General features: G+C 72.2%; 11 protein-coding genes. 3 read left to right on the forward strand and 8 right to left on the reverse strand.

Annotated elements, in window-relative coordinates:
- Positions 1-39: 39 nt before the first annotated feature.
- The 3 genes from BS83_RS39895 to BS83_RS39905 form a co-directional block, all read right to left on the reverse strand.
- Positions 40-1,518 (reverse strand): aldehyde dehydrogenase family protein, encoded by a 1,479-nt coding sequence (locus BS83_RS39895; RefSeq protein ID WP_037608255.1) that lies wholly within the window; start codon positions 1,516-1,518, stop codon positions 40-42.
- Positions 1,519-1,762: 244 nt separating this feature from the next.
- Positions 1,763-2,920, reverse strand: coding sequence for an acyl-CoA dehydrogenase family protein (locus BS83_RS39900; protein ID WP_037608256.1), 1,158 nt, complete (start codon positions 2,918-2,920; stop codon positions 1,763-1,765).
- Between the two features lie 8 nt (positions 2,921-2,928).
- Positions 2,929-3,837 carry an SDR family oxidoreductase gene (locus BS83_RS39905; protein WP_037608257.1) on the reverse strand — a complete coding sequence of 303 codons (909 nt, stop codon included), beginning with the start codon at positions 3,835-3,837 and terminating at the stop codon, positions 2,929-2,931.
- Between the two features lie 81 nt (positions 3,838-3,918).
- Here BS83_RS39905 and BS83_RS39910 point away from each other — a divergent pair, with 81 nt between their 5' ends.
- Positions 3,919-4,854 (forward strand): cyclase family protein, encoded by a 936-nt coding sequence (locus BS83_RS39910; RefSeq protein ID WP_037608258.1) that lies wholly within the window; start codon positions 3,919-3,921, stop codon positions 4,852-4,854.
- Positions 4,855-5,166: 312 nt separating this feature from the next.
- Here BS83_RS39910 and BS83_RS39915 read toward each other — a convergent pair whose 3' ends face one another.
- The 5 genes from BS83_RS39915 to BS83_RS39935 all read right to left on the reverse strand — a co-directional run bounded on the left by BS83_RS39915 (position 5,167) and on the right by BS83_RS39935 (position 10,513).
- A complete protein-coding gene (locus tag BS83_RS39915) occupies positions 5,167-6,228 on the reverse strand; it encodes a GDSL-type esterase/lipase family protein (RefSeq protein ID WP_051945163.1) in 1,062 nt (353 codons plus the stop codon).
- Positions 6,229-6,284: 56 nt separating this feature from the next.
- Positions 6,285-6,755 carry an ATP-binding protein gene (locus tag BS83_RS39920; RefSeq protein ID WP_037608259.1) on the reverse strand — a complete coding sequence of 157 codons (471 nt, stop codon included), beginning with the start codon at positions 6,753-6,755 and terminating at the stop codon, positions 6,285-6,287.
- A 268-nt stretch (positions 6,756-7,023) separates the two neighbouring features.
- Complete coding sequence (locus BS83_RS39925; protein WP_037608261.1) at positions 7,024-7,902, reverse strand: acyl-CoA dehydrogenase; 879 nt, start codon at positions 7,900-7,902, stop codon at positions 7,024-7,026.
- Positions 7,903-7,905: 3 nt separating this feature from the next.
- Positions 7,906-9,054: an acyl-CoA dehydrogenase family protein gene (locus BS83_RS39930; protein ID WP_037608263.1), complete on the reverse strand. Its 1,149-nt coding sequence runs from the start codon at positions 9,052-9,054 to the stop codon at positions 7,906-7,908.
- 238 nt (positions 9,055-9,292) lie between these two features.
- Positions 9,293-10,513, reverse strand: a complete 1,221-nt coding sequence (locus BS83_RS39935; RefSeq protein ID WP_037608264.1) for an amidohydrolase family protein — start codon at positions 10,511-10,513, stop codon at positions 9,293-9,295.
- 91 nt (positions 10,514-10,604) lie between these two features.
- On the opposite strand from BS83_RS39935, the gene BS83_RS39940 reads away from it, so the two are divergent.
- Together BS83_RS39940 and BS83_RS39945 are read left to right on the forward strand one after the other, a co-directional pair.
- Complete coding sequence (locus BS83_RS39940; protein WP_037611009.1) at positions 10,605-11,234, forward strand: isochorismatase family protein; 630 nt, start codon at positions 10,605-10,607, stop codon at positions 11,232-11,234.
- Complete coding sequence (locus BS83_RS39945; protein ID WP_232248654.1) at positions 11,231-12,799, forward strand: class I adenylate-forming enzyme family protein; 1,569 nt, start codon at positions 11,231-11,233, stop codon at positions 12,797-12,799. The genes BS83_RS39940 and BS83_RS39945 overlap by 4 nt, the downstream gene beginning before the upstream one ends.
- Positions 12,800-12,806: the final 7 nt, after the last annotated feature.

Below are 12,806 nucleotides of genomic sequence, written 5' to 3' on the forward strand. Positions count from 1 at the left end.
TGCGTTCTCCCTTCTTCCTCGGGACTCGGTGCTGAAGACTCAGGACTGCCAGACGAGGGCCTGCTGCTCGCTGTACGCGTGCAGACCGAAGGAGCCGCCGTCGCGGCCGACGCCGCTCTGCTTGAAGCCGCCGAAGGGCGTCTCCGGGTGCCGCTGGGCGGTGTTGATGCCGACGTTGCCGGTGCGCAGGCGGGCCGCGAGCGTGTAGGCGCGGGCCGTGTCCGCGGTGAAGAGGTAGTCGTAGAGGCCGTAGTCGGTGGAGTTCGCGAGGGCGATCGCCTCCTCGTCGTCCTCGAACGGGATGACCGCCACGACCGGTCCGAAGACCTCCTCGCGGGCGATCGTCATCGCCGGGGTGACCTCGGCCAGCAGCGTCGGCGCGACGAAGAAGCCGGCGCCCGGCAGCTCCGGTGTGTCCGCGGTGTGCTCCTTGCGGGTCCCGCCCAGCACCAGCCTGGCGCCCTCGCCGACCGCGCCGGCGATGTAGCCCTCGACGCGGTCGCGGTGGGCCGCCGAGATGACCGGGCCCACGACGGTGGTCGGCAGCAGCGGATCGCCCACGGGAAGCCGGGCGGCGTAGCGGGCGAGCCCGGCGACGACCTCGTCGTAGCGGGAGCGGTGGACCAGCGCCCGGGTGGGCGCGGTGCAGATCTGCCCGGAGTGGAAGGCCCAGGTCGAGCCGATCGCGGAGACGGCCTTGGCCACGTCCGCGTCCTCGAACACGATCGCCGCGCCCTTGCCGCCGAGCTCCATCAGCAGGCGTTTCATGGTGGCGCCGCCGTCGGTGGCGATCCTCCGGCCGACGGTGGTCGAGCCGGTGAAGCTGATCATGTCGACGTCCGGCGAGGCCACGAGCGCGGCGCCGGCGGCCGCGCCGGAGTCGGTGACCACGTTGAAGATCCCGGCGGGCGCGCCCGCCTCGACGAAGATCTCGCCGAGCTTCAGGCAGGCCAGCGGGTCCTGGGGGGCCGGTTTGGCGACGACGGTGTTGCCCATCGCCAGCGCGGGCGCGAGCTTTCCGGCCAGGTTCACGATCGGGAAGTTGTAGGAGGTGATGCAGCCGACCACCCCGACCGGCCGCCGCGCGGCGACGGCGTTGGTCAGCCCTCCCGCGGCGAGCGCGGTCTGGGCCACCGGCACCGGCGGGAGCGCGTCGACGGTGGGCTCGAACGCGCCGCGGGCGTAGCGGCGGAAGCGGTCGGCGACGACGGGCAGCTGCATGGTGGAGGCGACCCGCATGGTCGCCCCGGTCTCGGCCTGCAGCAGGGGCACGAAGTCCTCGGCCCGCGCCATGACGAGCTCGGCGACCCGCTCCAGGAGTTCCGCTCGGGCGGAAGGCGACGTGGCCGCCCATTCCGCCTGCGCCCTGCGCGCGGCGGCGACGGCGTCGGCGACGTCGGAGGCGGACGCCTCCGGCGCGGCCCCGACGAGGCCTTCGGTGCCGGGGTTGATGACGTCATAGGTGCCGGCGGAGCCCTCGCGCCATTCGTTGTCGATGAACAGACGGTGTTCGTTCATAACGTGCACGTCCTTCTCGTCAAGTGGTTGCACCCCAGGGGCGCGAGGAACTGCGCGAGAAACCCTGCTGTGCGGATGGCCCTGCGCTGGGGGCTCTAGCTGCGCGGGTGGCTTGTCGCGCGGTTCCCCGCGCCCCTGGGGTAGTGCAACTGACCCTCCGCTGTGTTGTGTCGCGCCCGCGCGCCGGAGCCGCGCAGTTCCCCGTGCCCCCCACGTCGCTGCATGGTTCCTCGCCTGCGGAGGCTCATCCGCGGGGGAGGCCGAGGACCCGTTCGGCGATGATGTTGCGTTGGATCTGGTCGCTGCCGCCGTAGATCGTGTCCGCGCGGGAGAAGAGCAGGGTGTGCTGCGCCGGGGTCAGCGGATAGCCGTCCGGCTCGTGGGCCGCGCCTGCGGCGAACGCCCCGGCGAGGCCCTGCACCTGGATCGCCAGTTCGCCGAGGCGCTGGTGCCAGTTGCCCCAGACCAGCTTGGCCACCGCCGCCGTGCCCGGCTCCGCCGTGCCCAGCGTGCGCAGCGCGTTGGCCCGCATCACGCGCAGGTCCGCCCACTGGCGGGTCAACGCCTCCCGCAGGACGGGGTCCCGGTCGGCCCCGCTCGACGCGGCGGCGCGCAGCACCGCGTCCAGCTCGCGCTCGTAGCCGATCTGGCGGCCCAGCATGCCCGCGCCGCGTTCGAAGGAGAGCAGCGTCATCGCCACCCGCCAGCCGTCGCCGACCGCGCCCAGCACGTCCACCGACCGGGCCCCGTCGAAGAAGACCTCGCTGAACTCGCTCGCGCCGTCGAGCTGCCGGATCGGGCGGACGTCGATCCGGCCGGGCTCCTGGTCCATCGGCAGCAGCAGCAGACTGAGCCCCGCGTGCCGTTGCGAGCCGGGTTCGGTCCGGGCCAGGACGAAGCACCAGTCCGCCCACTGCGACAGCGAGGTCCAGGTCTTCTGGCCGCTGACCAGCCAGCCTTCGCCGTCCGGCGCGGGCGCCGCGACCGTGCGGACCGACGCCAGGTCGGAGCCCGCGCCCGGCTCGCTGTAGCCCTGGCACCAGATCACTTCACCGGAGGCGATGCCCGGAAGGTAGCGCTCGCGCTGCTCCGGCGTGCCGTGCCGCAGCAGGGTCGGGGCGAGCAGTTGCTCGCCGACGATGCCGAGCGGGTCCGGGGCCTTGGCGCGGGCGTACTCCTCGAACCAGACGACCTGGCGGGTCAGGCTGTCCTCGGGCCAGCCCAGACCGATCCAGCCGCCCGCGCCCAGCTCGCGCTCCCAGGCGCGGCGCCGGCCGGCGTCCTCGGGGGTCTTGAGCCCCCGCAGGTCGGCGAAGGCGCCGCCGGGGCCCAGCCGGTCGGCGAGCCATGCCCGTGCCCGCGCGCGGAACTCCTCGTCCGCCGCGTCGAACCCGAAGTCCATGGCTGCGCCTACGCGTTCGGTCGCTCGTTGGCGGCGGCGGCCTTGGCCATCGCCTCCAGCTGGACCAGCATCGGCATCGGGTCGACGCCGACGGCGCCGGGCAGGAAGTCGGCGATCTTCTCCGGCGTCCAGGACCCCGACTCCGCGTACATCGCCCGCAGCTCCCGTGGCTGCGCCCAGACCGCGATCTTCGGCCCGGCGACCGTGTACACCTGCCCGGTGATCTCCTTCGCCGCGTCCGAGAGCAGGTAGACCACGAGCGCCGCCACGTCCTCGGGCTCGCCGATCTCCTTGAGCTCCATGGGCACGTTCGCCGACATCCGGGTCCGCGCCACCGGCGCGACGGCGTTGGCGGTCACCCCGTACTTGTTGAGCCCGAGCGCCGCGCTGCGCACCAGCGAGATGACACCGCCCTTGGCCGCGCTGTAATTGGCCTGGCTGACGGAGCCCTGGTGGTTGCCGCTGGTGAACCCGATCAGGGTGCCGCCGCCCTGCTTGCGCATCAGCGCGGACGCGGCGCGGAAGACGGTGAAGGTGCCCTTGAGGTGGGTGGCGACGACCGGGTCCCACTCCTCCTCCGACATGTTGAACAGCATCCGCTCGCGCAGGATCCCGGCGACGCAGACCACGCCGTCCAGCCGGCCGAAGGCGGAGACCGCCGCGCCGACCACGCGCTCGCCGCCCGCCATGGTGGCGATGTCGTCGGCGACCGCGATGGCCTCGCCGCCCGCCGTCTCGATCTCCTTGACCACCTCGTCCGCGATGTCACTGGTGGGCGCGGAGCCGTCGATGCCCACGCCGTAGTCGTTGACCACGACCTTCGCGCCCTCGGCGGCGCAGGCGAGCGCGACCGCACGCCCGATGCCGCGCCCGGCGCCGGTGACCGCGACCACTTTGCCGCGCAGGAACTCAGCCACGCCGTACCCCTCCTCAAGAATCTGACGGACCGTTAGATTCTAGGCAGGCCACCGGACGGACGGGAAGAGGAGGCGACGCTCGTGCCCGCACCCAGCGAGTTCGACGAGTTCAGGGACATCGCCAAGCGCGTGAACAACTGGGGGCGCTGGGGCGCCGAGGACGAGATCGGGACACTGAACCTGATCACGCCGGAGGTGGTCCGCGCCGCCGCCGCGTGCGTCCGCAGCGGCAAGCGGTTCAACCTGGCACTGCCCCTGCAGCAGTACGGCGTGCAGACCGGCATGATCCCCGGCCGGGTCAATCCGCTGCACACGATGGTGGCGCTGAACTACGAGATGTTCGGCCCCGGCTCCATCGCCACCAGCGACGACGTGGCCACCCTCGGCCTGCAGGCGGCCACCCACTGGGACGGCCTCGGGCACGTCAGCCACGGCGGCCGGATCTACAACGGCCGGCCCGCCGACAGCATCAACGCCCAGGAGGGAGCGACCAGGTCAGGGGTCGAGAAGGCGACCCCGCTGGTGACCCGCGGCGTGCTGCTCGACGTCGCCCGGACCCACGGCGTCGGCAGGCTGCCCGGCGACCACGTGGTCACCCCCGAGGATCTGGAGGCGGCCGAGGAGCAGGCGGGCGTCACCGTGCGGGCCGGAGACGTGGTGCTGGTGCGCACCGGGCAGATGCAGTTCTACCTGGGCGGGGACCGGGACGCCTACGCCTTCCCCTCCCCCGGCTTCGGACTGCGCTGCCCGGAGTGGTTCCACGCCCGGGACGTGGTGGCCGTGGCCAACGACACGCTGACCTTCGAGACCTTCCCGCCCGAGACCGACGGCCTCTACCTGCCGGTGCACGCCCTCGACCTGGTCGAGATGGGCATGATGCAGGGCCAGAACTGGAACCTGGAGGCGCTGGCCGCCGACTGCGCCGAGGACAGCGTCCACGAATTCCTGCTCTCCGCCCCGCCCGAGCCCTTCGTCGGCGGTGTGGGCGCGCCGGTGGCGCCGATCGCCGTGAAATAGTCCGGCAACTGTTGCGACAGGGGCGGGGGCGACAGAGACAGAGAAGGTGGCGCGGCGCCGTGCGCGGTTCTTCTCCACGCGGCACGGCGCCCCGCCACCTTCTCTCGACGCCAGGGCCCTGACCCGCGCCGGAGCGATCCGCACTCGCCAAGGAAGCAGGCAGCACGACGACCGGGCGCCCTTGGCGTCCCCTCGCAACGAATCGCTGATCCCAAGCGTGATCAGGTGGACACGTCACGTCAATGGCTTGTCCGGAATTCGGATTGGTTGCGCACGGTTTGAGCCTTCATCTGTTCGTTGTCATATCGGTCGTCAGAACGTGTCGCCGGTCGACGCATAGCGCCGGCCCATCTCCTGCTGGTGCTCCGCGTCCGGATGCAGACCGTCCGGCAGCACGCCCCGGGCGGCGTCCGCGGCCGAGCAGAGCTCACGACCGTCCTTCCAGGTCAACGCGGTGTCACCGCGCCTGCGGTGGAGCTCGACCGCCTCGTGCAACTGGTCCCGCAGCCGTTCCAGCGTCAGATCGCCGAAGGCCTCGGACATTCCGTCCGTGAGTTCGGTCTCCCGCTCACCGCCGAACACCGGTCCGAGGACTTCGACCGGCACCTCGGGCTGGCGGGAGCGAATTTCGGCCACCAGGCCGTGAACGGCCGGAAGGAAGGTCCGCTCGCGCAATGCGGCGGTGTTGTAGACGTTGATACCGAGTTCCAGTGTTATGAAATCTGCCGGGCGGTTTGCCAGCATTCGTCCGACCAGCGGGTCCAGCAGGCACGCGCCGCCGTAACCGAGGTTGGTGAGATTGCGGCCCAGCAGCCGGGCCGCGGTGGCGGGCCAGGTCTGGGTGGGTGTGGCCGCGTAGCCGTGGCTGATGCTGCTGCCGTAGACGGTCCACCGGGGGCGTTCGTCGGGGAACGGGAGCAGCGCCTCTCCGTCGAGCGCGCGCAGTCCGCGCAGCCGCACGGCGGGCAGGATCGGCAGCGCGATCTCGATGTCCTTCGGCCCGGCCGGCAGTCCGCCGAAGACGACCCCGGCCACGCCCAGCGCGGTCGACCGGACGGGTTCACCGTCGACGGAGAGGTCGCACCAGGCCTCGAAGACCGGCCCGCCCTGCAGTTGCACGGAGACGGCGTCCAGCAGCAGCCGGGTGGAGGCGGTGCGGACCCGGATCCGCACCCCGCTCGGGCACATGGCCGGCAGCACGAGGTCGCGGTGGTGCAGGTCCAGCTCGGCGAAGGGCAGCCGCCAGGGCATCGCCCAGGAGCGGTCCGCGGCCCACTCGACGTCGATGAAGCCTTCCATGGCCCGGACGGTCTCGGTCGCGTCCCAGGCGACCGTGGCCCGCAGCTCGGACGCGGCCAGGGAAGAAACGTTCATGCAGAAGAGGTTTCCCCCTCCGGCCGGCGATCAACCGGCCGTGGCGCCGGTCCCGCTCAGCCCTCCATGACGTGCAGTGCGGCGGCCGGGGCCTCCGCGACGACGCCGGGCTCCTCCGGAGCCAGCTCGCACCAGACGCGCTTTCCGCTCCCGTCGGGGAACCAGCCCCAGCGGTCCGTCAGAAAACTCACCAGCTCGAGACCGCGCCCGTTGGTGTCCTCGTCCGGCGCCATCCGGGGCGCGGGCGGGCAGTCGCTGGCGTCCGCGACCTCGACCCTGACCGGGCGGCGTTCGGCGTCCAGACCGACCGGGAAGAGCAGGCTCAGCACGGCGGGGGAACCGGTGTGCACGACCGCGTTGGTGACCAGTTCGGAGACGACCAGCACCAGCGTCTCCCCGAGCGCCGCGTCGGGGTCGAAGCCGCAGCCGGTGAGTCTGCTCCGCGCCCAACGGCGGGCGCGGCCCACCTCCGCGGGGTCGGCCTGGACCGCCGTCTGGACCTGAAGCACCTGTGCCTGAAACTGCACCTGTCACACCACCCGTGCTTGCGGGATCAGCCGGGCCGCGCCACCGCGCGAGCCGCGTACCGGCCCGTATGCGTTCAAGGATGATCCGGAGCCGGGCCTGCGAGCATGGTCTTCGGGCATATTCCAGCCGAGGGGCCACCCACGGGTGCATACTGCCCCGGCCACACAGCCACCGGGTCCTTGCTGCTTGCTGCGCACCCCCGTGAGCGTAATCGAAGCACGGCGCGAGGCTGGGAATCCCGGCGGCGTCGCGGCAAAAACACCCTTGCTACAAGTGTCCAGCAAGCGCGTCCAGGCAGCTGTCGCGGTCCGCAACGGCCTGCTCCCAGGCCCACGCGCGCTTGAGCAGCAGGTGCACCGGGGCCTCCCAGGTGAAGCCCATTCCGCCGTGAACCTGCAGGCAGTCACGGGCGTTGTGGACGGCGGCCTCGTCCGCCAGCAGCTTCGCGCCCGCGATCTCCTCGGCGTCGGCGGAGACCGCCGCGGCGTAGACGGCGACCCGCGCGAGCTCGGCGCGGGCCAGCATGTCCGCGCACAGGTGTTGGACCGCCTGGAACGCGCCGATCGGCTGTCCGAACTGCTCGCGCCGCCCGGCGTGTCGGACCGCTTCCGCGAGCGCCCGCGCGGCCAGCCCGCACTGAAGCGCCGCCGTCAGCAGCGTCCCCTCGGCGGTGAGCCGTGCGGCCTCGGCGTCGGTGCAGCGCTCCCCCTCGGGCGGCGGGCCGGTCAGCTCCCACAGCGGCCGCTGCGGGTCCACGGCCCGCGCGGGCCGCGCGTGGATCGCCCCGGCGGGGACGACGGTGACCGAGCCGTCCCGCTCGCGCAGCAACAGGCAGCTCAGCTCCGGCAGGTGCGGCACCAGCAAGGGGCCGCGCGCCGGCACGGCGACGAACTCCGCGGTGCCGCGACCCAGCGTGGCGGCGAGCTCGGTGCCGACCAGCGGTCCGCGCACCAACGCCCGGCCGGCCTCCTCGAAGGCGAGCACCGCCTCCGGCAGGCCGAGCCCGATCCCGTCGCGTTCCTCGGGCACCCGCAGAGTGAAGAGGCCCACCTCGGCCAGCTCCGCCCAGTCGGGCTCGTGCCTGGTCAGCACCTCGCGCAGGCCCGCCTGCAAGGCCCGCTGGTCCTCCGTCAACTGGAAGTGCACGGCTCAGCGCCCCTTCGGCAGGCCCAGGATCCGCTGGGCGACGATGTTGCGCTGGATCTGCGAGGTCCCCGCGGCGATGGTGTAGGAGAGGCCCTGCAGCCGCTGCGCCGTCCACGCCCCCTCGACCAGCGCGTCCGCGCCGACGACGCGGGCGGCCAGATCGTAGAGGCGCTGCCGCGCCTCACTGAACCGCAGCTTGAAGACGCTCCCTCCGGCTCCCGGCACTCCGTCGGCCGAGGCCTCGGACACGTTCCACTGCACCAGCCGCCAGAGCGCGGCGAACTCGGCGGAGAGGGCCGCCAGCGCACGCCGCAGCTCCAGGTCGTCCCAGGCCCCTTCGGCCCGCGCGACGCGCGCGAGTTCACGCACCTCGCGACGGCAGGCGACGGCCTCGGAGGCGAAGGCGGTGCCGCGCTCGAAGGAGAGCGTCACCATGGTCACCCGCCAGCCGTCGTTCTCCTCGCCCACCCGGTTGGCGACCGGTATCCGCACCTCGTCCAGGAAGAGCTCCGCGAACTCGGTCGTCCCGGCGAGCGTCCGCAGCGGCCGGACGGTGACGCCGGGGGCGTCCATGTTCATGGCCAGCCAGGTGATGCCCTTGTGCTTGGGCGCGTCGGGGTCGGTCCGCACCAGCAGTTCGCACCAGTCGGCGACCTCGGCGTGGGAGGTCCAGATCTTGCTGCCGGAGACGACGTAGCTGTCCCCGTCCCTGACGGCCTTCGTCCGCAGCGCGGCGAGGTCGCTGCCGGCGCCGGGCTCGCTGAAGCCCTGGCACCAGATCTCGTCGCCCCGCAGGATCGGCGGCAGGAAGCGCGCACGCTGGTCCGGGCTCCCCTCGGCGGCGATGGTCGGCCCGGCGTGCAGCAGTCCGACGAAGCTCGCCCCGACGTAGGGAGCGCCGGCGTGTTCGGTCTCCTCGAGGAAGATCAGATGCTCGGACGGGCTCGCGCCACGTCCCCCCGCGTCGACCGGCCAGTGGATCCCGGCGTACCCGGCGTCGAAGAGCCGCCGCTGCCACTGCGTGTCGAACGCGCGGCGCCCGGGCCAGTCGGAGGGGTCGGGCGGAGGCGGCAGCTCCGGCAGGGTCTTGCCGAGCCATTCCCGCAGACGGCGGCGGAAGTCCGCTTCGGCGGGCGTGTCCTGAAGCTGCACTCTGGGCTCCTTCTGTGACCACCCTGGGGGCGCGAGGCTCTGCTTGTTCAACTGTGCGCGCGAGCAACCACCCTGCGCGAATGGCCCTGGCTTTTCTCGGTGGCCTGTCCTGGCGGGTGGCTGGTCGCGCAGTTCCTCGCGCCCCCGAGGTGGTGCCGACCGGCCCGCCGTTGCGCGGCGCGCCCACCTGCTCGCGCCGGAGGCGCACGGGCAGAGCCCGCACCCCTGGGGCCGGCGACTAACGCTTCAGATCGCGGTCCAGGTCCAGGTCGAGCATGCGAATCGCGTTGCCGCGGATGATCTTGTAGATCACGTCCTGGGGCAGCCCCTTCACGTGGTCCAGGGCCACCGCCTTCGTCTCCGGCCAGGTGGAGTCCACGTGCGGGTAGTCCGTCTCGAAGGTCACGTTGTCCACGCCCACCGCGTCCAGCGAGGCGACCCCGTGCTTGTCACGGAAGAAGCAGGCGAAGATCTGCCGGTAGTAGTACGTCGACGGCGGCTCGGGGATCAGGTCGCGCACGCCGCCCCACGCGCGGTGCTCGCGCCAGACGTCGTCGGCGCGTTCCAGCGCGTACGGGATCCAGCCCATCTGGCCCTCGCTGTAGGCGAGCTTCAGGCGCGGGAAACGCACCAGGACGCCGGAGAAGAGGAAGTCCGTCATCGACGCCATCGCGTTGTTGAAGCTCAGCGTCGCCTGCACCGCCGGAGGCGCGTCCGGGGAGGCGGCGGGCATCTGCGAGGAGGAGCCGATGTGCATGCAGACCACCGTCCCGGTGGCTTCGCACTCGGCGAAGAACGGGTCCCAGTAGCCGGTGTGGATGCTCGGCAGGCCGAGGTAGGTCGGGATCTCGCTGAAGCAGACCGCCCTGACCCCGCGCGCCGCGTTCCTCCTGATCTCCGCGACCGCCAACTGCACGTCCCACAGCGGGATCAGGCACAGCGGGATGAGCCGGCCGCCGCTGTCGCCGCACCACTCCTCGACCATCCAGTCGTTGTAGGCGCGCACGCAGGCCAGGGCGACCTCCTTGTCGTGCGCCTCCGCGAAGGTCTGCCCGCAGAACCGCGGGAAGGTCGGGAAGCAGAGCGAGGCCTCGACATGGTTGTTCTCCATGTCCTCGATCCTGGCCTTCGGGTCCCAGCAGCCGCGGCGCATCTCGTCGCGGGTGATGCCCTCCAGCGTCATCTCGTCGCGGTCGAAGCCGACCGCGGCGATGTTGCGCTTGTAGGGGAACTGCAGGTCCTCGTAGATCCACCAGTCGGTGGGCGGCCCGTCCGGGTCCATGGTGATGCGGTACTTGCCGCCGACGTACTCCAGCTGCCCGATGCCCGCGCGCAGCGCCTTGGGGCCGCGCTCGCGGTACTTGGCGGGGAGCCAGGTGTCGAAGAGATGCGCCGGCTCGATCACGTGATCGTCGACGCTCACCACCATCGGCAGTTCGGCGGAGCTTTCGCTGTCCATGCGCGGCACCCTCTCCACAACCCTTTACCTGACGGTCCGTCAGATTCAGACTAGTGACGGACAGCGTCAGCGGCAAGCGAGCGAGGACCGGATGGGTGTAGAGCTCAAAGATCTGCTCGACCCGGCGCACACGGCCGTGGTCACCTGCGAGTGCCAGCAGGGCGTGCTCGGGGAGGCCGCGGTCTTCCCCGCGCTCGCCGAGGCCGCCGCGAAGGCCGGGCTGGTCGAGAACGTGCGGCTGCTGTGCGAGGCGGCCCGCGGCGTCGGCGTCCCTGTCCTGCACTGCACCGCCGTCCGGCGGGCCGACGGGCTGGGGGCGAACCGCAACGCCAGACTCTTCGCCGCCGCCGCGCGGATGCCCAACGACGCGTTCGACCCGGCGCTGCACCCCGGCATCGGCGCGGACCCCGGGCGCGATCTGGTGCTGCCCAGGCTGCACGGGCTCGGGCCGTTCCAGGACACCGGACTCGCCTCGGTGCTGCGGAATCTCGGGGTGACCACGGTGGTCGTCACCGGCGTCTCGGTAAACGTCGCACTGCTGGAGCTGACCATGGGCGCGGTCGACGCCGGGCTGCAGGTCGTTGTCCCCGCCGACGCGGTGGCGGGAACTCCCCCGGAGTACGCCGCGGACGTGCTCCGCCACACGCTCGCACTCGTCGCCACCCTCACCGACACCGCGACCGCGGCGGCCGCGCTCACCACCCCGAGGAGAGAATCGTGACCATCGACGACGCCGGCTCGCTCTGGGACCTGCTGCAGCAGCGCGTGGCTGCGACGCCGGACGCGCCGATGCTGATCCAGGCGGGCGACGCCGAGGGCGAGCCCGACCGCAGGCTGAGCTACCGCGAGGTGCGCGACCGGGCCGAACGCGTCGCCGCCGGCCTGCGCGGCGAGTACGGCGTCGCCGAGGGCACGCCCGTCGCCTGGCAGTTGCCGACACGCATCGAGACCGTGATCGTCTCGCTGGCGCTCTCCCGCCTCGGCGCGGTGCAGACGCCGATCATCGCGCTCTACCGGGGTGCGGAGGTCGGCCACATCCTGGGCGAGTCCGGCGCGCGGCTCTACCTGGTGCCCGGGGTGTGGCGCGGCTTCGACTACGTCAAGCTCGGCGAGGAGCTCACCCGCGGCTGGGCCGAGCCGCCCGCCGTCAGGGTCCTCTACGCCGACGCCGACCTGCCGGACGGCGACCCGGCCGGCCTGCCGCCGGCCCCGCGTGCGGACCTGGACGACGCGCACGCGCCGATCCGCTGGGTCTACTACACCTCGGGCATGACCTCCGCCCCCAAGGGTGCCCTGCACACCGACCGGACCCTGATCGCCGGTGGCGGCGGCTTCGCCGACGCCCTGGACATGGGGCCGGACGACGTCGGCTCGATCGCCTTCCCCTACGCGCACATCGGCGGCCCCGACTACCTCGTGGCGATGCTGGTGCACGGGTTTCCGGCGCTGCTGCTGGAGGTCTTCGCGCTGCCGGACGCGCTGCCCGCGTACCGGCGCAACGGGGTGACCATGGCCGGGGGCAGCACCGCCTTCTACTCGGCGTTCCTGGCCGAGCAGCGGAAGCTGCCCGCGGGCGAGCGGCTGATCCCCAGCCTGCGGATCATCTCGGGCGGCGGCGCGCCGATGCCGCCCGAGCTGTACCGGGAGGTGACGGCCGAGATGGGCGTGGTCCTCGCGCACGGCTACGGCATGACCGAGGCCCCGGCCATCTGCATGGGCTCGCCCCGCGACACCCCCGAGCAGCTGGCGTACACCGAGGGACACCCGGTCCGCGGCTGCGAGGTGCGGGTGGAGAAGGGAGAGATGTGGCTGCGCGGGCCGATGGTGTGCCGGGGGTACACCGATCCGGCGCTGACCGCCGAGGCCTTCACCGTCGACGGCTGGTTCCGCACGGGCGATCTCGGTCACGTCCGTGAGGACGGTCACGTCCGGCTGACCGGACGGTTGAAGGACATCATCATCCGTAAGGGGGAGAACATCTCCGCGAAGGAGATCGAGGATCTGCTCTACCAGGACCCGCGCGTCGGGGACGTCGCCGTGATCGGCCTGCCCGACCAGGTGCGCGGCGAGCGCGTCTGCGCGGTGGTGGAGCGGAAGCCCGGCGTGGAGCCGCCCACCCTGGCCGACATATCCGTGCTGCTGAAGGCCGCGGGGCTGATGACGCAGAAGATCCCGGAGCAGTTGGAGGTGGTCGACGCGCTGCCGCGCAACGAGACGCTGCGGAAGGTGGTCAAGCACCAGCTGCGGGACATGTTCGCGGCGCTGCCCTGGCGGGAGCCCTCCTGAGCGCCCC

Source organism: Streptacidiphilus rugosus AM-16 (assembly GCF_000744655.1).
GTDB lineage: Bacteria > Actinomycetota > Actinomycetes > Streptomycetales > Streptomycetaceae > Streptacidiphilus > Streptacidiphilus rugosus.